Raw genomic sequence first — 25399 nt, 5'->3', positions numbered from 1 at the left:
CCGGCGCGGCGACGGCCGAAGCGGTCAGTGAGGCAGCCCGACAGCCCTCTCACCGCTGCGACGCTGCTGGATGACGACGGCGATGACGAGCAGCGCGCCCTGGGCGACGTTCTGCCAGAAGGTGTTGATGCCCTGGACGGTGAGCCCGTTCTCCAGGCAGCCGAGCAGCGCCACGGCGAGCAGGGTGCCGCCGATGCCTCCCTTGCCGCCCTTGAGCGCGGCGCCGCCCAGGGCCGCCGCGGTGATGGCCTTGAGTTCGAGGCCCTCGCTGCCGGAGGTGGGCTGACCGGATCCGGTGCGGGCGGTCAGCAGGATGCCCGCGATGGCGGCGACGACGCCGATGAGGGCGTAGACGCAGATCAGGTACTTGTTGATGTTGATGCCGGCCAGGCGGGCGGCGGTGTCGTTGCCACCGATCGCGTACAGGTTGCGCCCGATGTCGGTGTACTTCAGCAGCAGGTGGACGATGACGGCCACCACGATCAGGATCCAGACCATGACCGGCAGGCCGGCGATCTTGCCGCGCCCGAGGAAGATGAAGAAGTCGTTGTTGAGGACGTATCCCTGGGCCCGTCCGTCCGACAGGAGCTGGGCAAGGCCCTTGTAGGCTGCGAGCCCCGCCAGGGTGGCGATCGTGGGGTTGACCCGGCCGTAGACGATCACGAGGCCGTTCAGCGCGCCGATCAGGATGCCGACGCCGACGGCCGCGGCCATGCCGAGGAAGGCGTTCGAGCTCGCTGAGGTGAACACCATGGCGCTGACGACCGAGGCCACGCCCACCTGCGAGCCGACCGAGATGTCCAGACCGCCGCAGATGATGACCACGGTCTGCACGATCGCGAGCAGTCCGGTGATGGTCGCCGCTTCGGCGATGACCTGCATGTTGGACAGGCTCAGATAGTTGTCGTTCAGGACACCGAAAAGGATGAGAACGACGGCGAGCGCACCGATCAGGCTGACGTTCTGGCCGCCCAGGCCGGAAAGGAGCTTCGAGCGGCGCGGCGCGGGGCTGTCGTCGGGGGTTCCCTTCACGGACGGAGAGGGGGAACTGGTGAGGGTCATGAGGAGGCTCCGGGGGCGGTGCCGACCATGTCATCGGCCATGGCGAGCTGGAGGATGGATTCTTCGGTGGCTTCACCGCGGTCGAGTTCGCCCGTGATGCGGCCGTTCTGCATCACGATCACGCGGTCCGCGAGGCCGAGGAGTTCGGGGAGCTCGGAGGAGATGACCAGCAACGCGACCCCCTCGGCCGCCAGGTCGGCGATGATCTGGTAGATCTCCGCCTTGGCCCCGACGTCGATGCCGCGGGTCGGCTCGTCGAGGACCAGCACCTTCGGCTTGCGGGCCAGCCAGCGGGCCAGGACCACCTTCTGTTGGTTGCCGCCCGACAGTTTGCGCACCTCGTGATCGATCGACGGGGCCCGGACCCGGAGCCGGTCGGTGTACTCCTGCGCGAGGCGGCGTTCGGCCGTACGCCGGACGAAGCGGAAGCGCCGCAATCGGTCCAGCACCACGAGTGAGGTGTTGTCCTTGATGGACTGCTGCAGGAACAGGGCCTGGGCCTTGCGTTCCTCGGGCGCCAGCCCGAGCCCCGCGCTGATGACGTCGCCCGGCCGGCCGCTGCGCAGCGGCGTGCCGTCGAGGGTGACCGTGCCCTCCCGGACGGGCAGGTCGCCCGCGAGCGCGAGGGCGAGTTCGGAGCGGCCCGCTCCGATCAGGCCGGCGAGGCCGACGACCTCGCCCGCGTGCACCTGGAGCGAGATGTCGGTGACGTCGTCGGTGGTGAGGTGCTGGACGTCCAGGACCAGGCGGTCGGTCGCGATGTGCGGGCGTACGAACGCGGCGGACAGGTCGCGGCCGACCATCTGGCGCACGAGCTCGCCCTCGTTCGTGGCGCCCGCGTCCTGGACGCCGACGAGGCTGCCGTCGCGAAGGACGGCGATGCGGTCGGCGAGCTGGAAGATCTCCTGCATGCGGTGCGAGACGTAGACGATGGCGATGCCCTCGTCGCGCAGCCGCCGGATGAGCGTGAACAGGGCGTCCACCTCGTGCTCCGACAGCGACGATGTCGGTTCGTCAAAGGCGATCAGCCGCGCGGTCGTGGCACCGGTCAGGGCGCGCATGATCTCGACCAACTGGCGTTGGGCGGGTGTGAGCTGGGAGCCGAGCAGGGTGGGGTCCAGGACGTGGGCGAAGCCCAGCCGGTCCAGGTCGGCCCTGATGCGCCGGTTGAGTTCGGCCCGGTCGAGCACCCGTCCGCGCTTGCGGGGGAGGGCGCCGGCGTACACGTTCTCCGCCACGGATATGTGGGGGATGATCTCGGGTTCCTGCGGGATGATCCGGATACCGGCGGCCCGTGCGCGGGCGGGGGAGTCGAGGGTGATCTGCTCCCCGTTCATGACCACGCCCCCCTCGGTGGGCTGGTGGTCACCGGTGAGGATCTTCAGCAGTGTGGATTTGCCGGCGCCGTTCTCGCCCATCAGCGCGGTGATCTGTCCGGCCGGGAAGTCGAGTGTGACGCCGCCGAGCGCCTGCACGGGGCCGAAGCGCTTGGTGAGGCCCGACACGGCGACGGGGGTGGGGTGCGGCGCCGCCGGGCCGCCGGGGGGTTCTGGTGCGGCGGCCGGGTGTTGCTCTGGGGTCATGGGTCGGTTCACCTCGATGGCGTGGTGCAGGCAAGGTCGGAAGCGCGGTGGGGTCACCGGCGGGCGGCGGCGTGTCGCGGCCGCCCGCCGGGAGCACTCAGCTGCAGGTGACTCCGGCGCCCTTCCACGAGGTGTGGTCGACCATGGTGGTGGGGGCGAAGGCCTCGGCGGGGAACTTCTTGTCCTTCTTGAGCTTGTCGTACATGGTCTGGACGGCCAGGGCGCCGACGTCCTTGCCGTTGATGAAGAGGGCCGCCTTCATGCCGGTCGGCTTGTCGGACTCCCACTCCTTGCAGGCGAGATAGGCGCCGAGCCCGACACCGATAACGTTGTCCGGGCTGACGTCCGCGTTGGCGAGCGCGGTGACGCCGCCCATGACGTTCTCGTCGTTGCAGCCCCAGACGACCCAGTGCTTCACCTTGGAGTTCGCGGTGATCGTCGCGGCGATCTTGTCCTGTGCGCCGGTGGGGGTGTTGTCGGTGGGGACGTTGATGGTCTTCACATCGGGAACGGCGGCCTGGAACGCCTTCTTGGCCCCTGCCACCCGGTCGCCGCAGACGGTCACGTCCTGCTTCCAGGCCGAGATGATGCGGGTGTCCGCGGCCTTCCAGCCGGCCTTCTTGTACTCGGCGGCGGCGCGCTTGCCGACCTCCCCGCCCATCTGGGCGCCGCTGAACCCGATCCGCGGGACGAGATCGTCCTTGCCGCACTTGGCCGGGTCGGGTCCCGTGGCGCAGATCTGGTCGTCGGAGGTCAGCAGCGCGACCTTGCCCTCCTTCGTGGTCTGTACGACCTGTGGGCCGACGGCCGGGTCCGGAACGACGATGATGACGCCGCTCGTCTTCTGCGCGATCGCCGACTGCACTTCACTGACCGTCTTGTTGGCGTCGTTGCCCAGGTTGACCACCTTGAGGCCGATGCCGAGTTCCTTCGCCTTCGCCTTCGCGCCCGCGGCCTCGCCGATGAAGTACTCCTGGTCACCCTGCTTCTGCAGATACGTGAGCGAGATGGCGCCCTTGACCTTGCCGCCGCCCTGGTCGTCGGTGGTGGCCTCCTTGCCAGAGGAACACGCGGAGGTGAGGCCGAGGGTCAGGAGGAGACCGGTGGCGGCGGCCGCGCGGCTGGAGGTGGAACGGAACATCAGGGGCTCCTTTGTGCTGACAGCGGCCGCCGCTGCACAGAAGCGCGGAGGCCGGTTCGAGAGAGAAAGAGGCTGCGAGCTGAGGGTGCCTCGGGAGGGAACCGGAATCGTCGAAATCAAACACATTCAAACGTTTAACTGCATAACATAACGCGTTGACCTCGGCGTCAAGAGGCGGGACGGGTTGAAATACGCCTGTGATGTTCACTGGCCGAATCTGTGAACAGGCAGGAAAAAGCTCTCAGTTCGCCTGAGCATGCCATCGATGCCGATGGCACGCCCAGGCGTTCCGAGAGCGCGGAGGAAACAGGCAGCCGGAATCGGCGGCCGGACTAGTCGAGGGTGAAGCCCTGGTCCTTGCCGTACTTGACGCTCGCGTCCTGCCAGGCCTTCAGTCCGTCGGAGAGCGTGGTGGAGGAGACGTACGCCTTGCCCGCGGTGTCGTTGAAGACGGAGTTCGCGTAGACCTGGTAGGGCAGGTAGGACCAGTCCGCACCGACGTTACGGGCCGACTCGGCGAACACCTGGTTGGCCTTCTGCCCGCCGAAGTAGGGGAACGGGGTGTCGAGGAACGCCTTCGACTCCAGGTCGGCGCGGGTGGCCGGGAAGGCGCCCTCGGCGACGCGGCTGCTCGCACCGGCGCCGGTGGTCGCGAACTGGGTGAAGGCGTAAGCGAGTTCCTTGTTCTTCGCGGCCTTCGGCACGGCCAGCGAGCTGCCGCCGTTCTCCGCGCTTGTCCGGTCGCCCTTCGTCCACTGCGGCAGCGGTGCGACCCGCCAGTCGCCGGAGGCCGCCGGGACTCCGGAGGTGAGGTTGGCCGGCATCCAGGCGCCGATGGAGAGGGTGGCCAGGGAGCCGTCGGCCAGGCCCTTGTACCAGGCGTCGCTCCACGAGCTGATCGGCGCGACCAGCTTCTCGTCGAGGAGCTTCTGCCAGGTCGCGGTGTACTTCTTGGTGCCCGCGTCGTCGAAGGCGACGCCCACGTTCGTGCCGTCGGCCTTGTAGGGGCGTCCGCCGGCCTGCCAGATGAGGCTGGTGGTGGCTCCGGCGTCCCCGGTGTCATTGGTGATGAAGATCTTGGGGTCGGCCTTGTGGAGGGTGCGGGCCGCCTCGACGTACTCGTCCCAGGTGGTCGGCACCTTGACGCCGTGCTTGTCGAAGACCTTCTTGTTGTAGAAGAAGGCCATGGGGCCGGAGTCCATGGGCAGGGCGTAGACCGCCTTGTCCTGCGTGACCGCGTTCCACGGGCCGGGCGTGAAGGTCTTGTCGTACTTCTTCGCGCCGTAGGGAGCCAGGTCCTCGACGGACTTGGCGATGGCGAACTGGCCGAGGGCGTAGTACTCGACCTGGGCGACGTCGGGGGCACCGGAACCGGCGGCCATCGCGTTCTGCAGAGCCGTGTACTGCTTGTCGCCGGTGCCCGCGTTGACCAGTTCGACGTCGACTTCGGGGTACTTCTTCTCGAAGTCCGCCGCCACCTTCTTGAGCGTGGGCTCCCAGGCCCACACGGTCACCTTCCCGCCCTTCTCGAGCGCTGCCTTGACGTCCTTGGGCGAGCTGTCTGCCGCGTCGGAGTCCGAGTCGCCGCAGGCCGTGGCGGTCAGCGCGAGAGCGGAGGCGACGGCGAGCGCGCCGAGCAGCCTGCGGGTGGAGTGCGTTCTCATGGGATGTGCTCCTGGTCGGTGATGCGGCGGAGAGGAGGGGCGGGGAGGAACGGGAGGCGGCGTCATTCCTTGACGCTGCCCGCGGCCAGTCCGGACTGCCAGTAGCGCTGGAGCAGCAGGAAGGCCGCCACGATCGGCACGATCGTCAGCAGGGAGCCGGTGATGATGAGGTCGAAGACGGCTTCGCCGCCCGCCGTCTGGGCCTGGGCGTTCCAGGCGTTGAGGCCGAGGGTCAGCGGATACCAGTCGGGGTCCTTGATCATGATCAGCGGCAGGAAGTAGTTGTTCCACGTCGCGACCATCGAGAACAGCAGGACGGTGATGGTCCCCGGCATCAGCAGGGGCAGCGCGATCGTGAAGAAGGTGCGCAGCTCACTGGATCCGTCGATCCGCGCGGCCTCCAGCAGCCCGGCGGGGACGGCCTCCAAGGCGAAGACCCACATGAGGTAGAGCCCGAAGGGCGAGATCAGGGACGGGATGATCACGGCCCAGGGGGTGTTCGTCAGGCCCATGTTGCTGAACATCAGGAAGGTGGGGACGGCGAGAGCCGTACCCGGGACCGCCACCGCGCCGATGACCACGGCGAACACGGCGCGCCGGCCGGGGAAGTCGTACTTCGCCAGGGCGTAGCCGCCGAGAACGGCCAGGACGGTGGCGCCCCCGGCTCCGACCGTGACGTACAGCAGCGTGTTGAGGAACCAGCGGACGAAGGCGCCGTCGTCGTAGGTGAGCGTCCGGGTGATGTTGTCCCAGAGGTTGAAGTCGTCGGCGAACCAGAGGCCGAACGAGTCGAAGAGCCCCCGCTGGCTCTTCGTGGCGTTGATGACGAGCCACAGCAGCGGGGCCAGTGTGTAGAGGACGACGACGCCGGTGACCAGGGTCAGCGGGATGCTGGGGCGTGGGTTGAGCGGCGTGTGCGGAGGCCGCCGGGACTTCCGTGCGGAGCCGCCGGTACGGGGACGGGCGGTGGCCGGCGGCGTCGTACGGGAGGCGCGGTGTCCGGGTGAGGAAGGGGAGGACCCGGTTGAGTCGGTGGTGAAGGAGGTGGTCATGGGTCAGCCCTTCCGCATGCCGCGCAGCTGGACCGCGTAGGCGATGATCGCGGTGATCACGCCCATCACGATGGCCACGGTCGCGGCGTAGTTGTGCTGCTGTCCGGCGAAGGACAGCGAGTACGTGTAGAGGTTCGGGGTGAAGTCGTTGGTGATCGCGTTGGGCGCGAGCTTCTGCAGGATGCTGGGCTCGTTGAACAGCTGGAAGCTGCCGATGACGGAGAAGATCGTGGCGATCACCAGGGCCCCTCGGATCGCGGGGAGTTTGACCGCGGAGATGATCCGCCATTCGCCGGCTCCGTCGATGGCCGCGGCCTCGTAGAGCGAGCGAGGCACGACCCTGAGGGCCGAGTAGAAGATCAGCATGTTGTAGCCGACGAACTCCCAGGTCACGATGTTGCCGATCGAGGCCAGCACCAGTGAGGGGGAGAGCGGGTCGGGCAGTGACAGGCCGAAGGTGTCGTTGATGTTGCCGACCAGCCCGAACTGCGTGCCGTAGATGAAGCCCCACATGAGGCTGGCGACGACGGCAGGTACTGCGTAGGGCAGGAAGACGGCGACGCGGAAGAACGACCTCCCGTACAGCCTGCCGCTGTCGATCGCCAGGGCGACCAGCAGGGCGATGCCCAGCATGATCGGCACCTGGACGGCCAGGAAGAGGCCGACACGCTCCAGCCCCTCCCAGAACTGCGGGTCGGTCAGTGCCTGTTGGTAGTTGTCCATGCCCACGAACGACCTGCCGCCGATCATCCGGTCCCGGAAGAGGCTCAGATAGGCGGCGTATCCGATCGGCGCGAGGAAGACGAGTGCGAAGACCGCGACGAACGGTCCGGCGAATCCCCATCCGGTCAGGCCGTACCGCCCGAGAGGGCGGCGCCGCCTCGGCCGGGGTGGCCGGACTGCCTGGGCGGACGTCGACAGGAGCGTCATGGTGGTTCCTTGCGTCGTTGAGCGACCGGTCGGGAACGGGGCGGGGGAGGGGGAACCTCAGGGCCGACGGGCCGGGAGAAGACTGGGCCGATGAACCATGTTTACGTAATCATCGATAGCTGATGGTGGCACCACCCCGAGACGGGCGTCAAGCACGGTGCGGTAGCGAACAAAGGGGAATTGGGCGAAAGCCGAGGGCTTGGCCGTGCCGCGGGGCGTGCCGGGCGATGGGCGAGCGCCCGGCACACCGGATCCGGACGAGGGGTGCGGCGCCGGTATGCGAGGGGGTGCGCGGAGCCGTGAGCCCGGACCCTGTTCATGTCGCCGCCGTGAGCGGGGCCGGGGCTCAGGGGCGCGACGGAGTGCGGCCCGCCCGCGCATGCGCGGGCGGGCCGTTGCGGGGCCGTGCGCCGGTCAGGCGGGCGGCGGCGCGGTGCTGGCCCGGACCACGAGAGTGGGTTCGACGGCGAGCCGGTGCGGGCCGCCCGCGCGGCGCTCGATCTGCTCCAGGAGCAGGGTCACGCAATGCCGCCCCACCACGTCGAAGTCCTGGTGGACCGTGGTCAGCGGCGGCTCGAAGAACCGGGCCTCTGGGACGTCGTCGAAGCCGGCCACGCTGACCTCCTCCGGCACCTTGCGCCCGGCCTCGTGCATGGCGCGCAGCACCCCCAGTGCCATCTGGTCGTTGGCCGCGAACACGGCCGTGACATCGGGGATCTTCGCCAGCGTCCGGCCGGCCAGGTAGCCGGACTCGGCGCTCCAGTCCCCGTACAGGGCGGGGTGCAGGGGGGCACCGGCCGCGACGACGGTGCGCTCCCAGGTCTCCGCGCGCCGCCGGGCGGCGAAGGAGTCCCGCGGGCCGCTGACGTGGTGCACCGTGCGATGGCCCATCTCCAGCAGGTGGGCCACCACGCTCCGGGTGCCGCGGGCCTGGTCGAAGTCGACATGGGGGTAGCGGTGCCCGGTGTCGCCGTCCGCGACGACGATCGGCATGGTCGGCGGCAGGCGCAGCGACGGTGTGTCGAGCATCTGCGACTCGATCAGCACGATCCCGTCGACGGACTGGAGCATCAGGTGGCGGAAGGCCTGCTGCACGGCGGCTTCGGTCTGTGCGCGGATTCCCATGAAGTTGACGGAGAAGCCGGCCTCGCGTGCCGCGTCCGCGATGGCGGCGAGCGTCCGGGCGTTCCCGTGCGCGCCGACGTCGAAGCTGACCACGCCCAGCGCCCCGAACTTGCCCGTGACCAGCGCACGAGCCGCCGCGTTCGGGCGGTATCCGAGTGCCTGCATGGCGTCGAGGACCTTGGCGCGCGTCGTGGCGTCCACGTTGTCGTGGTTGTTGGCCACGCGCGAGACGGTCTGGGAGGACACCCCCGCCTTCGCCGCGACCTCGGCCATCGAGGGCCACTTCCGGGGCGTGCGCGAGCGGGGTGCTCTCGTCGCCTTCTCCGCCACAGCCGACCGCCTTCTCTCGAGGCCCATCGCGAGTGCGCACCTGGTGTGCTCCCGCTCTGCAATGTTGACGCAAACACACCGCCGGGTCAAAAACCTGGCCCTTCTCTGCCCGACTCCTTGACAGTATCCCGCGGCCCTCACACACTTCCGGACACATCGTGTTTACGAAAACATTGCGTAGGCCGGTGATCGTGCACGGTCCTGATCGGCAGGCCACAACTCCCCACCGGCCGGCCCTTCGGACTCCCCCACGCTCCGGGCCCCACGCGGTCCGAGATCTCGCAGACCGCGCGGAGCGCCCGGTCCGACGAACACCACGAGGTATCGCGACATGCGACACAAGATCCCCGGAAGGGCGGCTCTGTTCGCCGCCCTCGCCGCCCTTCTCCTCTCTCTGCTCAGCTCCGTGGGCACCGCCCACGCCGCCGCGGTGACCATCACCAACGGGACGCAGTTCACCGGATCGGACAACAGTCCGGTGCACGCCCACGGCGGTGGCGTACTCAAGGTCGGCGCGTACTACTACTGGTTCGGCGAGAACCGCAACGCCGACAACACCTTCCGGTACGTCTCCGCCTACCGCTCGACCGACCTCAAGAACTGGGAGTTCCGCAAGAACGTCCTGACGGAGGCCTCGGACCCGGAACTGGACCAGGCCAACATCGAGCGCCCCAAAGTCGTCTACAACAGCACCACCAAGCAGTTCGTGATGTGGATGCACAAGGAGAACGCCTCCGACTACGGCGAGGCCCGAGCCGCGGTCGCGGTGTCCTCCACGGTGGACGGCGACTACACCTGGCGCGGCAGCTTCCGGCCGCTGGGCAACATGTCACGGGACATCACGACCTTCGTCGACAAGGACGGCACCGGCTACATGATCTCGGCCGCCAACGAGAACGCGGACCTGCACGTGTACCGGCTGACCGCGGACTACACGGCGGTCGAGTCCCAGGTCCAGAAGCTCTGGGCGGGGCAGTCGCGTGAGGCCCCCGCCATGTTCGAGCGCGACGGCGTCTACTTCCTCCTCACCTCCGGCGCCACCGGCTGGTCCCCGAACCAGCAGAAGTACGCCACCGCCACCAGCATCACCGGCTCGTGGAGCGATCTGAAGGACGTGGGCGACGCCACGGCCTACCGGAGCCAGACCGCGTACGTCCTGCCGGTGCAGGGCACCGAGGGCACCGGATACCTCTACATGGGGGACCGCTGGGGCAACGCCATGGGCGGCACGGTCTCCGACTCCCAGTACGTCTGGCTGCCGCTGACGTTCCCCAGTAGCACCAGCATGACGATGGACTACTCCCCGCAGGTCACCGTCGACACCGCCGCCGGGACCGTGGGCGGTATGGACGTCACCTGGGAGACGCTGACCGGGTACCAGAGCGGCAAGTGCGCCGACGTGTCGAACTACGACTCGGCGGACGGTGCCCAACTGATCCAGTGGGGATGCGGCGCGGGCGTCAACCAGGACTTCTGGCTGAAGGACCTGGGCACCGGCTACGTCCAGATCATGGCCCGGCACAGCGGGAAGTGCCTCGACATCGCCGGTGCGTCGACGGCGGACGGGGCCTACGCGGTGCAGAACACCTGCGACGGATCCGCCTCCCAGCAGTGGAAGGCGCGGACGACGGACGTGGCCGGCTCCGTCGAACTCGTCGCCCGGCACAGCGGAAAGTGCCTCGACGTCGTGAACCAGTCCCGGTCCGACGGCACCGCTCTCGACCAGTGGACCTGCAACTCGGGCGACAACCAGAAGTGGGAGCGCGCGGCGGCCTGACCGACCGGTCCCGCAGCGCCACCGGGCGCAGTACCGCCGGTCCCGCAGTGCCGCGCGCCGCGGGACCGGCGGTGCCCCCCGCCCCTCCCCACAGCTCAGCCTCCGAGCCCCCAAGGAGCACTTCGTGTTTCCCACCCGCACCCGGCCGGCGCCCTCAGGGCCCCGGTCCGGTTCCTCCCGCACGCCCGGAAGGACCACCACCGCTCTGGGCGTCGCCACGGCCCTCGCGGTGACCGCGCTCACGGCCGCCGGGCCGGCCCCCGCGCCGGCGAGCGCCGCGGAGCCGTCGGCCGCGGCGCTCACGATCCGCCTCGACCCCAGCTACCAGCAGCCGTCCTTCCAGGGCTGGGGCACCGCGCTGGCCTGGTTCGCCCATGTCACCGGCGGATGGCCCGACGCCCAGCGCAACCGGCTGGCCGACGACCTCTACGGCGCGGACGGCCTCGGCTTCACCATCGCCCGCTACAACATCGGCGGCGGCGACAGCCCCGAGACCACCCCCTACATGCGGCCCGGTGCCGACGTCCCCGGCTACTGGAACCGGCCCGGACCCGAGGCCCCCGACTGGTGGGACCCGGACCGGGCCGATCACTGGAACGCCTCCGCCGACGCGAACCAGCAGTGGTGGCTCTCGGCCGCCAAGGAGCGCGGCGCCACCACCTTCGAGGCGTTCTCCAACTCCGCCCCGTACTTCATGACCAACAGCGGACTCACCTCCGGCGCGGCCAACGGCTGGGAGGACAACCTCCGCTCCGACCAGTACGACCGGTTCGCCGGTTACCTCACCGGCTCGCTCCAGCGGGCCCAGTCCGCCACCGGCGTCACCTTCGACTCCCTCTCACCGGTCAACGAACCCGACACCGACTACTGGCACAGCGGCGGCCGCCAGGAGGGCTCGCACTGGGACCCGGCCTCCCAGGCCCGCATGATCACCACCCTGCGCGCCGCACTCGACGCCAAGGGCGTCACGACCCCGATCGCCGCCATGGACGAGACCGACCCGGACAGGTTCCGGTCGGACTGGGAGGCGTACGGCCCCGACGTCCGCGACACGGTGGACCGGCTCAACACGCACACGTACGGGACGAACGGCCGCACCGGGGCGCGGGACATCGCCAAGGGCGCGGCCACACCGCTGTGGATGTCGGAGGTGGACGTCGGCGGCAGTGTCCCGCAGAGCTTCACGTCCATGAGTCCCGCGCTCGACCTCGCCCGGCGTATCAACGACGACGTGCGCGAACTGGAGCCGCGCGCCTGGGTCCTGTGGCAGGCGGTCGAGGACTACGAGAACATGACGCCGGCCCACGAGAACTCCAACTGGGGCCTGATCCAGACGGACTTCACCCCCGACGACGCGGCGACCGAGCCGCTGCGCAAGAACAAGAAGTACTGGGCCATGGCGAACTACAGCCGCTTCGTCCGCCCCGGCGCACGGATCATGAACACCGACGACCCGCAGACCCTGGCCGCGGTCAGGCCCGACGGCGGTGTGGTCGTCGTCCACACCAACACCACCGATGAGGAACGCGAAGTCACCCTGGACCTGGACGGCTTCGCGACCGCCGCCGACGGACCCGTCGAACGCTGGACGACCGACGCCACGAAGGACCTGCGGCGCGACGAGGACGCGGCCGTGGCGGGTCGCGCGCTCAAGGCGGTCGTGGGCCCCGGCTCCGTCACCACGTTCGTCCTCCCCACGGTCAGCGGTGTGAACACGGCGGCGACCACCGCCCCCACCGGAGCGCCGCGCCTGCTGGTCAACGACAACAGCGGCAAGGCCCTCGCCACCGCGGACGGCGCCGGCACCGTCGTGCAGCGCACCTCCGCACCGGCCGACAGCGCACAGCAGTGGACCTTCACGAAGCTGTCCGCCGACGACTGGGGCAACACCGCCGCCTACCGGATCACCAACACCGGGACGGGCAAGGCGCTTTCCGCGTCGGACGGCGCCCTGACCGTCGCGCCGCCCGGACCGTCCACGGCGCAGCAGTGGATCCGCTCCACCACGGGTGACGGCCACAGCACCCTGGTCAACCGCGCCACCGGAGAACTGCTCGACGTCACGAACGCCTCGACGGATGACGGGGCGCCCGTCGGCGTCTACCGGCCCACGACCGGCAGCAACCAGTCCTGGTCGCTGCCCGGCGCGGCGGCCGTCCAGCGGGCCCACGGCCGGGGAGCGAGCCGGCAGTCGCGGCACGGCTGACACGCGATGAGCCGGGCTCCGAGGTCCGGAGCCCGGCTCGTCCACGCCCGCTGCCGGAGCTACTCGTCGGTGGGGCCGAGGTCGGCGCTCTCCCGGAGTTCGACGGTGCGGGCGCGGTGACCGGCGTGCAGCTCCAGCACGACGATCTCGTTGGCGCCGGTGCGCAGGACCGGCGCCGGGACGTAGAGGGAGTTCTGCGGGCCGCGCGACCAGTACCGCCCCAGCGCGAATCCGTTGATCCACACGCTGCCCTTCGTCCAGCCGTCGAGGTGCAGGAAGGTGTCCGCGGGTGCGTCGAGCTCGAAGGTGCCCCGGTGGAACGCGGGGCCGGCCGGCACCGGTCCCGCCGTGAACGGCAGTGCGCCTTGATCGGTGAGGGGGAGCGGCCGGCTGGTCCACCCGGTGACGTCGTCGCCGTCCAGCAGGACCTTGCCCAGCAGGCCCTTGCGGTCGTGGATGCCCGGCCCGTAGTTGACCCGTCCCTGGTTCTCCACCAGCACGCTGAGGACGGCGCCCGCGCGGGGAGCGGTGACCGTCAGGGCGTGCTCGTGACTCTCCCGTTCCAGCACGCCGGCCGGGACCCCGTCGACGAAGAACTGGGCGCGGTCCCGGACCTGCTCCACCTCCAGCAGGGCGGGCCCCGCGGACACCAGGGCCGTCTCGTACAGGACGAAGCCGAAGTCCTGGCCCAGCTGCTCCATGGTCAGCGGCCGCGGTGCGGCGACGGCTGTGCCGAGCGCCTCGGCGCACTCCAGCAGTCCGGCGCTGCCGGTGAGTGCGACGGTCCTCGGCGCCAGCCTGGGACCGCGCGGCGGGACGGGCTCGGCCGGGACCGGCGCGTACTTGGCGATCACGTCGCGGAAGGCGGTGAACTTCTCGGTCGGGTCGCCGGCCTCGTCGAGCGGGGCGTCGTAGTCGTACGACGTGACGGTGGGGCGGTAGGTGTGTTTGTCGTTGGCGCCGTTGGTGAAACCGAAGTTCGTGCCGCCGTGGAACATGTAGAAGTTGACGGAAGCGCCGGTGGCCAGCAGTTCGTCCAGTTCGCGGGCCGCGTCGCCGGGGTTCCGGATCACGTGGCGGCTTCCCCAGCGGTCGAACCAGCCGATCCAGAACTCGGTGCACATCAGTGGCCCTGTCGGCTGCTGGGCGCGCAGTTCGGCCATGCCCTGCGCCGAGCGGCTGCCGAAGTTCGCCGTGGCGAGGACTCCGGGCAGGCTGCCACGCGCCAGGTCGTCGGGCTGGTCGCACGTGAACAGCGGTACGTCCACGCCGCAGCGGCGCAGCGAGTCCGCGATGTGCTCCAGGTAGGCGCTGTCGTCGCCGAACGCCCCGTACTCGTTCTCCACCTGGACGGCGAGCACCGGGCCTCCCCGGGTGGCCAGGTAGGGCGTCAACGGGGTCAGGAGCCGGTCGAAGTAGTCGTCGACGGCGGCGAGGAAGCGCGGGTCGCGGGTCCGCAGCCGGATGCCGGGGTCCGCCAGCAGCCAGGACGGCAGGCCGCCCCCCTCCCATTCGGCGCAGATGTACGGTCCGGGCCGCAGCAGTACGTGCAGTCCTTCGGCCGCGGCGAGGTCGAGGAAGCGGGCTATGTCCAGTCCGTCGTCCGTCCTGAACTCGCCGGGCCGCGGCTGGTGGAGGTTCCAGGGCACGTAGGTCTCGACGGTGTTGAGACCCATGAGCCGGGCCTTGCGCAGCCGGTCGGCCCACTGGCCGGGGTGCACACGGAAGTAGTGCAGCCCGCCGGACAGGAGCCGGAACGGTTCGCCGTCGAGGGTGAAGCCGCCGTCGTCGATCTGAAGAAGGGGCATGTACGAGTGCTCCTGTGCTGAGGTGAGGTGCGCTGTCGCGTGGCCGGGCGAGCCCGTCGACAGCTATGTTTACGTGAACACTCGAAGTTGGCAAGCTTCCGGGGCTCGAACGACCGAGGGGTCGGTGGGTGGGGGAGGGTGCGGGCTTCCCTCCCCCACCGCGAAGGGCCGGCCGGGTCGGTCCGTCATGCCTGTCGGCGGGGGTTGATTCCCACAGGGTGCAACATAACTGCACAGATATTGACGCCAGTTGGGCGGCGTGCTGGACTGAATCCCACACGCACACCCAACCTGCACGTCGCGTCGTACTCGGGAATGTTTACGTTCTCAACTGATGCGCGCACCAGCGGCTGGGACGCCGCCCGTCTCGACCGCAACACGGCCTTCGCCGCAGAGGCGGAGAACGTCTGCCCGGCACCGGGAACCACGACCTCCGTGCGTACGGTCACCACCGCCTCGCCCGCCTGCGCCAAGGCGCTCGGCCCGGACACCGGTGGCACCGCCGCGCACCCCCTAGACGGCACCGACTCCACCCGCGCACACGCGTCGACGAAGCAATGACAACAGGAGCCGACATGGACAACCCGAGGAGCGACGCGGGCGCCGGACCGACCCGCCGCAGCGTGCTACGGATGCTCGGGGCCGGGGCGGTGGCCCTCGCCGCCGGTCCGGTGCTCAGCGGCCTGATCCCGCCCGCACGGGCGTACGCGGCGGACCGGGTGGCCGGAGCCCCGCTGACCTTCACCAACGTGCACAGCGGCTGCGTGCTCGATGTCTACGGCAGCACACCGGACGACGGCGCGGCGGTCATCCAGTGGACGGCCACCGGAGCCTCCAACCAGCAATGGACCGCGGTCGACGAGGGTGACGGCTGGGTGACGATCGCCTCGATGAACTCGGGCAAGGTGCTCGATGTGTCGGGCGGCCGGACCGACGACGGCGCACGGGTCATCCAGTGGAGCGCCAACGGCGGCGCCAACCAGCGGTGGAAGCTGACCGACGCCGGGCAGGGCCGGGTGAAGATCGTCGGCAGAGCCGGCGGGAAGCTCCTCTCGGTCGCGGAGTCCGCGGCCACGGCCGGCGCCGCGATCGAGATCCGCTCCGACACCGGCCACCCGTCCCAGTGGTGGACGGCCACGCCCGCGCCCTACCGGCTGGACGCCACCGCCACCGAGTCGCGCCCCGACACGCCACTCGCCAACGCCGGTGGCGTCGCGGGCGGGATCACCTACGGCGTGACGCGCAACGGCTGGTCCCGCGACGGTGTGCCCTGGTACCCGGTGAGCGGTGAGTTCCACTACGTCCGCCATCCCGCCGGGCTCTGGGAGCGGGAGCTGGGCAAGATGCGGGCCGCCGGAGTGGGCATCGTGGCCACCTACGTGTTCTGGAACCACCACGAGCAGACCGAAGGCACCTTCGACTGGACGGGACGCAGGAACCTGCGGGCGTTCGTGGCCGCCGCTCAGCGGCAGGGCATGCTGGTCTGGCTCCGGGTGGGCCCGTTCATCAACGCCGAGACCACGGACGGCGGGATCCCCTCCTTCGCCCTGCCCGGTTCACGCACCGATGACGCGCGTTACCTGGCCAGGGTCGACGCGTACTTCGCCCGGATCGCCGCTGAGCTCGACGGAATGTGGGCGAAGGACGGCGGGCCCATCGTCGGCATCCAGCTGGAGAACGAGTTCGCCGACGGCGACCCGGCACACATCACCACCCTGCGCCGGATGTGCACCGCCCACGGGATGGTGGCGCCCTATTACACCGTCACCGCCAACTCCCGGTTCGACAAGGACACCGCGATTCCCCTCCAGGGCGCCTACACCTACCGGGGATGGGAGCGGGGCGCCGGCACCTCGGCCACGTCCGGGTTCATCTACGGCACCGACGAGTGGACCGCCAACACCGACATCGGCGGGTCGACCTATGACACGCTCGACTACCCCCGCGGATTCTGCGAGCTGGGCACCGGCAGCCCGATGCGGGGCAACGACCGCTTCCTCGTCGAGCGCGCGTACGTAGTGGCGCACGCCTACGACAGCGTGGGGCGGGGTGCGAACTACCTGGGCTACTACATGTTCCACGGGGGCACCCAGATGCCGGGCCTGAGCGGGGACTGGCCGCTCACCTACGACTTCCAGGCCCCGCTGGGCGAGTTCGGCCGGATCCGGGACTCCTACCGGCACTACCGACGCCTCCACACCTTCGTCACCACCTGCGCCGAGGAACTCATCGGCACGCGGATCACCCGCGACCCCGGACAGATCATGGACCCGGCGCAGACCCGCAGGCTGCGCTACATCGGCCGCTTCGACGCGGAGGGCCGCGGCTTCGCCTTCGTCAACAACACCCAGCGCAACGTCACGCTGCCTGCCAGGTCCGACGTGCAGATCCGCGTGAACACAGCCGGTGGCACGGTCACGTTGCCCGCCACCGCGCTGACGATGCCGGAGGGCCGCTACAACTTCTTCCCCGTCATGACCGACCTGAACGGCGTCGACCTGCGCTGGGCCACGCTCGAACCACTGGCGAAGCTCGCCGGTGACTCCGTCCCCACCTGGGTCTACTGGGCCCCGGACTGGACGGACCGCGCACTCGCCTTCGACAGCGCCACCGTCATCACCGAGGAACTGGGGACGGTCGGCCAGACCGTGACCGGGAACGAGCGCATCGCGACCGTACCGGCCGGGCAGCGCACCTCGCTGCTGGTGCGCAAGGCCGGTGCCACGGACCCGTCCGCCAGGATCATCGTGCTCACCGAGGCCGAGTCGCTGAGCGCGGTGGTCGCCCCGCTCGACGGCCGCGACCGCCTCGTGCTCACCGGCCGGGCGAACGTGACCGGCATGCGGCCGGCCGTGCGGTTCAGCGGCCCGGCCGGCAGCATGATCACCGCCGAGGTCTTCCCCGCAGAGGGACTGGCCCCGGCCGCCGGATGGAAACCTGCTGGGGCCGGGAAGCCCTTCACGGGCCGCGCCCACCAGCTCCCCGCGGCTCCGGCCGCTCCGCAGCTCACCTCCCTGGGCGGTGGCCGGTGGCGCATCACCAGCGATGAGGCGGCTCTCGCCGGACTGGCCGAGGCCCATCTGGTGCTCGACTACCGGGGCGGCGAAGCGACGCTGACCGGTGCGGGAAGCAGGATCACCAACGACCTGTACCACGGTGAGTCCTGGACGATCGATCTCAAGGACCTCGACGAAGCCGCCCGCGCCGACCTGATCCTGGAGGTCTCCGACTGGGACGACGCGATCCAAGGCGTCCCACGCCCCTCCGGCACTGTTCCCGGCCTGCCCTCATGGACGTGGAAACCTCAGCACGAGGTCCCCTGGCGCTGACCGCTCCGGGCCCGACGCCGCGCTCACAGCATGGCGGTCCGGGAACTGCGGGTGTTGGTGACCGTCACGGTCGCGGTGTCCGAGCGGTAGCGGTCCTCCGACCATTCGACGGGGACGCCCTGGGAGTCCGTCGTCAGGCGCCGCTCCCTGAGCAGCGGGAAGCCCTCGGGGACGTCCAGCAGCTTCGCGTCCAGGGCGTTGGCCGGTACGGCGTCGAAGGTGTGCCGGGCCGAGTGCAGATCCACTCCCTGCTCGGTGAGCAGCGCGTAGATGGAACCGGCGTCCAGGTCCGCGGAGATCAGCGGGCGGCCCAGCGATTCGACGTACGTCATGCGTTCCAGCATCGCGGGGCGTCCGTCGAGCAGCCGGAGTCTGACGAGCTGGACCGCGAGATCGTCCGGGCCGATCTGCAGGGCCGCGGCGATCTCCGGTTCGGGGCGGCGCAACGCGATCTCCTGCAGTCTCTGACCGGGGGAGTAGCCGGTCAGTTCCGCACGGCGGGTGAAGGACAGGAACGACTCGAAGGGTTGGGTGGGAACAGTGTCCAGCACCACGGCACGCCTGCCCTGCCCACCACCGATGAGCCCCTCGTCCCGCAAGGTCGCGAGAGCTTGGCGGACCGGTCCCCGCGACGCCGAGAACTCCTCGCACAGCCGGGACTCGGACGGCAACGACCTGCCGACCGCGAGGCTCCCGGAACGAATTCGATGACGGAGCTCGGCTGCGATGGTCCGGTGCAGAGGAGGGGTTGCGGCCATGGACTTGACCCTACAGGTCGTCCTGCCGATCCTCCCGGCCCCGGCCGTCCGGCGGTGCGGGTCCGCCCGGCGCTGCCGCCTCGTGCGACTCCGGGTGATTCGAAATGAAATGCCCGCCCGTCAGGCGAGGTTCGGCCGATCGTACGGCTGGACGCGGACCGGTCGCGACCAGCTGGGCGTCGTCGGTGAACAGGCATTGCACCCTCTGTTCATCCAGAGTTTCGCTCCCGCCCCAGAAAGCTGTCTATACAGGTTGTCTACGCACTGGCAATAACCGTGACGGATTGGGTTGACGCGATGCCTGGGACCATGTCCGACGAACTTCTCGACGTCCGCTACGCCCGCTGGGACGGGGTCGACCGGCCGTTCACGCTGGTGACCACCACCACTCCCGCGTCGCCGGGCGAAGGCGAGGTGCTGGTACGCATCGACCTTGCCACGGTGTGCGGCAGCGATCTGCACACCGTGAACGGCAGGCGGGCGTCCCCGGTTCCGGCGCTGCTGGGGCACGAACAGGTGGGCACCGTACTGGCGGTGGGCCCGGGGGCGCCGTCGTGCGTCGACGGCACTCCGGTTGTGCCGGGGCGGCGGGTGGTGTGGTCGGTCACCGCCTCCTGCGGGACCTGCCCGCGCTGCCTGCGCGGTCATCCGCAGAAGTGCCGGGAGCTGCGCAAGTACGGGCACGAGCCGCTGGACGAACAGGCCCCCCTCCTGGGCGGGTTCGCCACCCACTGTGTACTGCTGCCGGGGACCGCCATCGTCGCCGTACCCGAGGGGCTGCCGGACGCGGTCGCCGCCCCGGCGTCCTGTGCGACCGCCACCGTGGCCGCCGCCATCGCGGCCGCAGGCCCGCTGGAGGGCCGCGAGGTGCTGGTCACCGGCGCGGGCATGCTCGGTCTGACCGCGGTGTCGATGGCCGCCCTCGGGGGCGCCCGCGTGACCGCCGTCGATCCGTCCCCGGCCCGGCGGGCGCGCGCCGGGGAGTTCGGGGCCACCCGGGTGCTGGACGTCGGCGAACCGCCGGGCCGGGCCGACATCGCCCTGGAGCTGTCGGGCAGCACGGACGCGGTCCGGCTGTGCCTGTCCGTCCTGGACATCGGCGGGACCGCCGTGCTGGCCGGCTCGGTCTCCCCCGCGGCCGCCGTCCCCGTCGACCCCGAGTGGCTGGTGCGGGGGCTGCGCACGGTCACCGGCGTGCACAACTACCGGCCCGTAGACCTCGATGCGGCCGTCGCGTTCCTCGCCGCCCGTCACGCCGCCCACCCCTTCGCGGAGCTGGTGGAAGGGGCTCACTCGCTGGGGGAACTCGACGCCGCCGTACGGGCCGCCCGGGGAGCGGACGCCCCGCGCCAGGCCGTTCTGCCGGGACTGGGCCGAGCCGGCTCGAACCCGCGACGGCCCGGCGTGGAACGCGTGACCTCCCCGCACGGAACGCGTGCACCCCGGCACGGGTGAACATCGCACAGCATGTCAATGGTCCGCATGAACTCCGAATGACTTGTCGATACAAGCTATTGCCGCCCGCCGCTCGCTCTGTCAGCGTCTGCGGCACGGGCCCGGAAACGGGCACCCACCGCCCGGTCCCCGTACCCGCACCGGGCGGACCCGAGATCACCTTCCGAAGGAGACACACATGCCGGACAACGGCCTGGACAGACGGAAGATACTGACGGGCGGCGTCGCCGCAGCTCTCACGGCCGGTGTCGCCGGACCGGCTCCGGCCGCCGTCGCCGCGCCGCGCTCCGCGGACGACCCCGCCCCGCTGCGCGCCGCCGTCCTGGAGTACGAGGACCCCTGGACCAAGGCCCTGGGCCTGGCCGAACTGCTGCGTACCGCGGGCTTCGAGGTGGTACCGCTCGACCTGACGCTGCCGGCCGACGAACAGCCGCAGCAGGTCGACCTGATCGCGTTCGGCACCTTCACCAACAACAGCGACGACTACCTCGACTACGTCGCCGGCCAGACCGACTCGCTGCGCCGGTTCGTCGCCGGCCACCGGGTCGTGCTGGATTTGGCACAGTCCGACCAGTACGGCGCCGCGGTGGCCTACCTGCCCAGTGGTGTGTCCGCCGTGCGCACCGACGCCGACTACGACACGATCCACCCGGTCGACGCCGCCCACCCGCTCGTCAAGGGACTGCGCGTCAGCAACGGCCGGCTGTTCACCGGCCGGAACGCCAGTCCGCGGGTGAGCTACGAGACGGTTCAGCGGTGGAGCGGGATGCGGGTCCTGATGGCCTGTTCCGCCTCCGGATTCCCGCCGGCGCTGCTGGAGGGCCAGTTCGGGGCGGGCCGGTTCCTCGTCACCAGCCTGACCGTGGACAAGATCCGCGACAGCGCGGGCGCGGTGGTGCAGCCGGCCGACGCGGTGGCGGACAGCGAGGCGTTCTTCACCGCGCTGGCCGGCTACGTCGCGTCGGTGCGCACCGGCACGGCTCCCACCGTGGTGCCGACGCCGATGCCGCCCGAGCAGCCGGTCGGACCGATGGTCGGCCACACGGAGCCGGGCAGCGCCCGGATCTGGGCCCGTCCCGGCCTCGACCCCTCGCTCTACTCCCGCTGGAACTGCGCCTACCGGGAGCTGGGCGGGAAGCGGAACAGGCCCTGGCGCACCGTCACCACCGCCGTCGAGCCCGGCAACGACAACACACTGATCGCCCAACTGCGGCGCCTGGCACCCGACACGGCGTACGAGTTCTCCCTCACCCCGGTCAGGGAAGCGGCCGGCTTCACGCCGATGACCGGGTCCTTCACCACCTCGCCCGACCCGGACAGGCCCTGTGTGGTCACCATGGGGATGGGCTCGTGCGGCCCGTCGGTCCCCGACCACGTCTGGACGGCGATCATGGACGAGGGCTGCGACAGCTTCGTCATGCTCGGTGACACCCCGTACGTCGACAGCGCCGACCTGGAGGTGGCCCGCCGGAAGCACCGTACGTTCCTGGTGCAGCCGGAGATCTCCCGGCTGGTCTCCTCCATGCCGATCTGGGCCACATGGGACGACCACGACTTCGGTGGCAACGACTTCCACGGCGACTACAAGAGCAAACGACAGAACCGCACGGCCTTCGTCAACTACCGTGCCAACCCCACCTTCGGGCAGACCGCGGACGGGAAGATCCTCAAGGAGAGAACGGACGGCGAGGGTGTCTATACATCTTTCCGCCGGGGTCCGATCGAGGTCTTCCTGCTGGACCCGCGCTGGTTCAGCCGTACCGCACCGAGCTGGGCCGACAGCACCCAGGTGACCTGTCTGGGTAAGGTGCAGTGGGACTGGCTCCGTAAGCAGCTGAGCCGGAGCACGGCCCCGTTCAAGGCCATCGCCACCGGGATGATCTGGGACGACAAGGAGAACGCCGAGAAGGACGACTGGGCCACCTACTCCTACGAGCGTGACGCGATCTACGACTTCATCGCCGCGGAGAAGATCCCGGGCTGCTTCCTGATCGGCGGGGACATCCACGTCTCCCGTGCCCTGAGCTACGGCCCCCGCGTCGGCTACGACCTGTGGCAGTTCATCGTCAGCCCCATGCACGACAGCACCATCCCGAGCCTCAACGTGCCCAGCCCCTACCTGGTGCACAGCGCCGTCGAGCCGCACGTCTTCCTCAAGCTGGTCGCGGACACGACGCTCGACATGCCGACCCTCACGGCGACCTGGATCAACCGCGAGGGTGAGCGGCTCTTCGAGGTGACCCGCACCGCGGCCGAACTCGGTCACACCTCCGGTCGCAGTCACCACTGAGCCCACTTTCCCGTCCCTCCCGGTCCTCCCGGCCCCTCGGCCGGGAGGACCGGACAACTGCTTGCCGACTCACGGATGAACAGTTGGCAACCTGTCGATACAAGTGTTGACCGAGGTGGCTGTGCCTGAGACGTTGGCGACAGCCGTCACGGCGCACTACCCCCCCACTGCTTGCACCCCCGCTTCCTTCCCTCGCGCTGCCCTCGAACCCGGAGTCCACCGTGCTCGTCCGCCCTTTCACCCTCGCCACTTCGCTCGCCGTTGTCGCCGCGCTGTCCCTGACCGCCTGCGGCGGCAGTTCGGACGCGGCCGAGTCCGCCGACTGCCCCGGCGGCAAGATCCGCTTCGGTGTGGAGCCCTTCGAGGACCCCGCCAAGCTCACCCCGGCCGCCAAGGTCCTCGCCGACGCCCTGAGCGAAAGCCTGGACTGCGAGGTGGAGCTGACCATCACGGAGGACTACTCCGCCGAGGTCCTCGCCATGGAGAACGGCAAACTCGACATCGCCATGTTCGGGCCCCTCGGCTATGTCTTCGCCAGTGGGCGCGCCAAGGCAGAGGCCATCGCCTCCTTCGGTGACGGCAAGGGGAAGGTGTCCAGCTACACGGCCGGCATCTGGGTGCCGAAGGACTCCGCCGTCAAGTCGGTCGCGGAGCTCAAGGGCCACTCCCTCGCGCTGGCGTCCGTGGGATCGACGTCGGGCGACGCGCTGCCGCGCCAGGCGATGCTCGACGCGGGCCTCAAGAAGGACGACGTCAAGGTCAACTACGCCGGAGGCCACCCGGAGGCGCTGCTGGCCCTCGCCAAGGGCACGGTCGACGCCGCCGAGATCAACTCCCAGCAGCTGGCCAGCGCCACCGCCGCCGGCACCTTCGAGCCGTCCGGGTTCCGCAAGGTATGGGGATCGGACCCGATCCCGAACGACCCGATCACCGTGCGCGGCAACCTCGACGCAGAGTTCAAGAAGGCCGTCACCGACGCCCTGCTGAAGCTGTCGCCGGACAAGGTCGGCAAGATCGGCGCGCTCCTCGACGTCGACCCGCCGGCTCCGCTGATCGCCGTGGACAAGTCCACGTACCAGCCGCTGTTCGACCTGGCAGCCGCCCTGAACCTGACCGAGAAGGACGTCTGATGCTCGCCCTGTCCGGGATCACCGTGCGGTACGGCGAGCGGCAGGTGCTGCACGGTGTCGACGTCGACGTCGCCCGGGGTGAGCTGCTCGCCGTACTCGGGGCCAACGGCTCCGGCAAGTCGACCCTGCTGCGAGCCGCCGCCGGGCTGGAACCGATGGCGGCGGGCAGCGTGAGCATCGACGGGAAGCCGTGCGCGCCGATGGACACCGCCGTGGTCTTCCAGCACATCCACCTGGTATGCCGGCGCACCGTCCTGGAGAACGTGTGCGCCGGCGCCCTCGGCCGGCTCCGGCTGCGGCACTCGCTCGTTCCCGCCCTGTTCCCGCGCGCACTGCGCGAGGAGGCGATGGCCTGCCTGGACCGGGTGGGTCTCGCCGACCGGGCGCACGACCGCGCGGGCAGCCTCTCCGGCGGCCAGCAGCAGCGCGTCGCGGTGGCCCGTGCCCTGTGCCAGCGCCCCCGCGTGCTGCTCGCCGACGAACCGGTGTCCGCGCTCGACCCGGCCGCCTCGGAACAGGTACTCGCGCTGCTGGCCGAGCTCGCCCACGACGCGGGCCTGGCCGTCCTCGCCGTCCTGCACCAGCCCTCGCTCGCCGCCCGCTACGCCGACCGCGTGGTCGGCCTGCGAAGCGGCCGGGTGATCCTGGACGGGCCGCCCGGCCAGAACGTCGACGCCCTGTACCGGTCCGCGACCGTGGAGGCTGTCTCATGACCGAACTCAACGAGATACGGATGACCGAGCCCAACGAGATGCGGATGACCGAGCCCGGCGAGACACGGATGACCCAGCTCGACGAGATACGGACGCTTCCCGTCCCGGCGAAGCCCGCCCGGCCACGGGCCACCGCCGTGGGAGCCGTGGTCGCCGCCGTGGTGGTCACCGCTCACGTCATCGCGTGGAACACCACCGAGATGTCCTTCGGCGCACTGGCCGAGGGCTGGGGCGGCATCGCGGACTTCCTCGGTGACGCGATTCCGCCCGATCTGAGCTGGGGCGTCCTGCAACCCAGTCTCAACGGTGCTCTGGTCACGCTGTGGATCGGCTTGCTCGGCACGACGCTGTCCGTGCCGTTCTCGCTGCTCCTGGCGCTGCTCGCGGCACGTGGGACCGCCCCCTCCGCGGCGGTCTACCAGGCCGCGCGTTCCCTGCTGTCGTTCCTTCGCGCCGTACCCGACGTGGTCTTCGCCCTGATCTTCGTCACCGCTGTCGGACTCGGGCCCTTCCCCGGCGTCCTGGCGTTGCTCCTCCACAACATCGGTGTGATGGGCAAACTGTGGGCGGAGGCGCTGGAGGACGCCGATCCCGGCCCCGTGCAGGCCCTGCGCTCGGCGGGGGCGGGCAGGATCCAGATCGCGGCGCACGCCCTGCTGCCGTCCGTCACTCCCCAGCTGACCGGACTGCTGCTGTACCGGCTCGACGTCAATGTGCGGGCGTCGCTGGTGCTGGGACTCGTCGGCGCGGGCGGGATCGGCTTCCTGATCAACCAGTCCATCAAGCTGTTCCAGTTCGACGAGATGCTGACCCACATCCTGGTCGTGCTGGTCCTGATCGTCGCCGTCGATCGGCTGTCGGCATGGGTGCGGCAGCGCCTGGCCTGACCGCCGGTCACGGCAGGCGGCAGTCGGAGACGACGTCTTCTCGAATCAGATAGGAAAATGATGGCGTGATGGTTGACCAGGGGCCGCGCGCCGTCAAGACTTTCCTGACGTCACATCCCTGGATGTTCCCATCTCGTAGCTCCTGTACTCGGTGATTCC

Annotated in this window: 18 protein-coding genes; 9 read left to right on the top strand and 9 right to left on the bottom strand. The window is 70.0% G+C overall.

Annotation, left to right across the window (positions count from 1 at the left end; translation table 11 throughout):
* Positions 1-24 precede the first annotated feature (24 nt).
* The 7 genes from OG892_RS03580 to OG892_RS03550 form a co-directional block, all read right to left on the bottom strand.
* Positions 25-1062 (bottom strand): ABC transporter permease, encoded by a 1038-nt coding sequence (locus OG892_RS03580; protein ID WP_073736136.1) that lies wholly within the window; start codon positions 1060-1062, stop codon positions 25-27.
* Complete coding sequence (locus OG892_RS03575) at positions 1059-2645, bottom strand: sugar ABC transporter ATP-binding protein (protein ID WP_371628434.1); 1587 nt, start codon at positions 2643-2645, stop codon at positions 1059-1061. The genes OG892_RS03580 and OG892_RS03575 overlap by 4 nt, the downstream gene beginning before the upstream one ends.
* Before the next feature lie 97 nt (positions 2646-2742).
* On the bottom strand, positions 2743-3786 hold the full coding sequence (locus tag OG892_RS03570; RefSeq protein WP_073736135.1) for a substrate-binding domain-containing protein: 1044 nt from the start codon (positions 3784-3786) through the stop codon (positions 2743-2745).
* A 332-nt stretch (positions 3787-4118) separates the two neighbouring features.
* Entirely contained in the window at positions 4119-5450 is a 1332-nt protein-coding gene (locus tag OG892_RS03565; protein ID WP_371628433.1) for a sugar ABC transporter substrate-binding protein, read from the bottom strand.
* A gap of 62 nt (positions 5451-5512) precedes the next feature.
* Entirely contained in the window at positions 5513-6502 is a 990-nt protein-coding gene (locus tag OG892_RS03560) for a carbohydrate ABC transporter permease (protein ID WP_371628432.1), read from the bottom strand.
* 3 nt (positions 6503-6505) lie between these two features.
* On the bottom strand, positions 6506-7432 hold the full coding sequence (locus OG892_RS03555; RefSeq protein WP_073736132.1) for a carbohydrate ABC transporter permease: 927 nt from the start codon (positions 7430-7432) through the stop codon (positions 6506-6508).
* 414 nt (positions 7433-7846) lie between these two features.
* Positions 7847-8830, bottom strand: coding sequence for a LacI family DNA-binding transcriptional regulator (locus OG892_RS03550; protein WP_327340481.1), 984 nt, complete (start codon positions 8828-8830; stop codon positions 7847-7849).
* Positions 8831-9218: 388 nt separating this feature from the next.
* Here OG892_RS03550 and OG892_RS03545 point away from each other — a divergent pair, with 388 nt between their 5' ends.
* Both OG892_RS03545 and OG892_RS03540 read left to right on the top strand, forming a co-directional pair.
* Positions 9219-10664: an RICIN domain-containing protein gene (locus OG892_RS03545; RefSeq protein WP_328867944.1), complete on the top strand. Its 1446-nt coding sequence runs from the start codon at positions 9219-9221 to the stop codon at positions 10662-10664.
* A gap of 124 nt (positions 10665-10788) precedes the next feature.
* Positions 10789-12870, top strand: coding sequence for a glycoside hydrolase (locus OG892_RS03540; protein ID WP_371628431.1), 2082 nt, complete (start codon positions 10789-10791; stop codon positions 12868-12870).
* Positions 12871-12929: 59 nt separating this feature from the next.
* Here OG892_RS03540 and OG892_RS03535 read toward each other — a convergent pair whose 3' ends face one another.
* Positions 12930-14678, bottom strand: a complete 1749-nt coding sequence (locus OG892_RS03535; protein ID WP_371628430.1) for a glycoside hydrolase family 35 protein — start codon at positions 14676-14678, stop codon at positions 12930-12932.
* Between the two features lie 315 nt (positions 14679-14993).
* Between OG892_RS03535 and OG892_RS03530 the strand changes: the two genes are divergently transcribed.
* Together OG892_RS03530 and OG892_RS03525 are read left to right on the top strand one after the other, a co-directional pair.
* Entirely contained in the window at positions 14994-15239 is a 246-nt protein-coding gene (locus tag OG892_RS03530; protein ID WP_371628429.1) for a hypothetical protein, read from the top strand.
* 14 nt (positions 15240-15253) lie between these two features.
* Positions 15254-18007, top strand: coding sequence for a beta-galactosidase (locus OG892_RS03525; RefSeq protein WP_371628428.1), 2754 nt, complete (start codon positions 15254-15256; stop codon positions 18005-18007).
* A 23-nt stretch (positions 18008-18030) separates the two neighbouring features.
* On the opposite strand, the gene OG892_RS03520 is transcribed toward OG892_RS03525, so the two are convergent.
* On the bottom strand, positions 18031-18765 hold the full coding sequence (locus OG892_RS03520; RefSeq protein WP_073736125.1) for a GntR family transcriptional regulator: 735 nt from the start codon (positions 18763-18765) through the stop codon (positions 18031-18033).
* Between the two features lie 309 nt (positions 18766-19074).
* Between OG892_RS03520 and OG892_RS03515 the strand changes: the two genes are divergently transcribed.
* The 5 genes from OG892_RS03515 (at position 19075) to phnE (ending at position 25240) form a co-directional block, all read left to right on the top strand.
* Entirely contained in the window at positions 19075-20220 is a 1146-nt protein-coding gene (locus OG892_RS03515; protein WP_371628427.1) for a zinc-binding dehydrogenase, read from the top strand.
* Positions 20221-20398: 178 nt separating this feature from the next.
* Positions 20399-22510 carry an alkaline phosphatase gene (locus tag OG892_RS03510; RefSeq protein ID WP_371628426.1) on the top strand — a complete coding sequence of 704 codons (2112 nt, stop codon included), beginning with the start codon at positions 20399-20401 and terminating at the stop codon, positions 22508-22510.
* 221 nt (positions 22511-22731) lie between these two features.
* Entirely contained in the window at positions 22732-23640 is a 909-nt protein-coding gene (locus OG892_RS03505) for a phosphate/phosphite/phosphonate ABC transporter substrate-binding protein (protein WP_328867950.1), read from the top strand.
* Positions 23640-24353, top strand: a complete 714-nt coding sequence (locus OG892_RS03500; protein ID WP_371628425.1) for a phosphonate ABC transporter ATP-binding protein — start codon at positions 23640-23642, stop codon at positions 24351-24353. The genes OG892_RS03505 and OG892_RS03500 overlap by 1 nt, the downstream gene beginning before the upstream one ends.
* Positions 24350-25240 carry a phosphonate ABC transporter, permease protein PhnE gene (gene phnE, locus OG892_RS03495; RefSeq protein ID WP_371628424.1) on the top strand — a complete coding sequence of 297 codons (891 nt, stop codon included), beginning with the start codon at positions 24350-24352 and terminating at the stop codon, positions 25238-25240. Before OG892_RS03500 ends, phnE begins: the two co-directional genes overlap by 4 nt.
* Positions 25241-25399: the final 159 nt, after the last annotated feature.

The sequence above is a fragment of the Streptomyces sp. NBC_00341 genome, from assembly GCF_041435055.1.
GTDB lineage: Bacteria > Actinomycetota > Actinomycetes > Streptomycetales > Streptomycetaceae > Streptomyces.
This window is presented reverse-complemented; position numbering and strand designations above follow the sequence as displayed.

What these genes read in the sequence shown, in the direction of transcription:
- OG892_RS03580 (WP_073736136.1), bottom strand. Translation starts at nt 1,062, where the DNA reads ATGACCCTCACCAGTTCCCCCTCTCCGTCCGTGAAGGGAACCCCCGAC.
- OG892_RS03575 (WP_371628434.1), bottom strand. Translation starts at nt 2,645, where the DNA reads ATGACCCCAGAGCAACACCCGGCCGCCGCACCAGAACCCCCCGGCGGC.
- OG892_RS03570 (WP_073736135.1), bottom strand. Translation starts at nt 3,786, where the DNA reads ATGTTCCGTTCCACCTCCAGCCGCGCGGCCGCCGCCACCGGTCTCCTC.
- OG892_RS03565 (WP_371628433.1), bottom strand. Translation starts at nt 5,450, where the DNA reads ATGAGAACGCACTCCACCCGCAGGCTGCTCGGCGCGCTCGCCGTCGCC.
- OG892_RS03560 (WP_371628432.1), bottom strand. Translation starts at nt 6,502, where the DNA reads ATGACCACCTCCTTCACCACCGACTCAACCGGGTCCTCCCCTTCCTCA.
- OG892_RS03555 (WP_073736132.1), bottom strand. Translation starts at nt 7,432, where the DNA reads ATGACGCTCCTGTCGACGTCCGCCCAGGCAGTCCGGCCACCCCGGCCG.
- OG892_RS03550 (WP_327340481.1), bottom strand. Translation starts at nt 8,830, where the DNA reads ATGGCCGAGGTCGCGGCGAAGGCGGGGGTGTCCTCCCAGACCGTCTCG.
- OG892_RS03545 (WP_328867944.1), top strand. Translation starts at nt 9,219, where the DNA reads ATGCGACACAAGATCCCCGGAAGGGCGGCTCTGTTCGCCGCCCTCGCC.
- OG892_RS03535 (WP_371628430.1), bottom strand. Translation starts at nt 14,678, where the DNA reads ATGCCCCTTCTTCAGATCGACGACGGCGGCTTCACCCTCGACGGCGAA.
- OG892_RS03530 (WP_371628429.1), top strand. Translation starts at nt 14,994, where the DNA reads ATGTTTACGTTCTCAACTGATGCGCGCACCAGCGGCTGGGACGCCGCC.
- OG892_RS03525 (WP_371628428.1), top strand. Translation starts at nt 15,254, where the DNA reads ATGGACAACCCGAGGAGCGACGCGGGCGCCGGACCGACCCGCCGCAGC.
- OG892_RS03520 (WP_073736125.1), bottom strand. Translation starts at nt 18,765, where the DNA reads ATGGCCGCAACCCCTCCTCTGCACCGGACCATCGCAGCCGAGCTCCGT.
- OG892_RS03515 (WP_371628427.1), top strand. Translation starts at nt 19,075, where the DNA reads ATGTCCGACGAACTTCTCGACGTCCGCTACGCCCGCTGGGACGGGGTC.
- OG892_RS03510 (WP_371628426.1), top strand. Translation starts at nt 20,399, where the DNA reads ATGCCGGACAACGGCCTGGACAGACGGAAGATACTGACGGGCGGCGTC.
- OG892_RS03500 (WP_371628425.1), top strand. Translation starts at nt 23,640, where the DNA reads ATGCTCGCCCTGTCCGGGATCACCGTGCGGTACGGCGAGCGGCAGGTG.
- phnE (WP_371628424.1), top strand. Translation starts at nt 24,350, where the DNA reads ATGACCGAACTCAACGAGATACGGATGACCGAGCCCAACGAGATGCGG.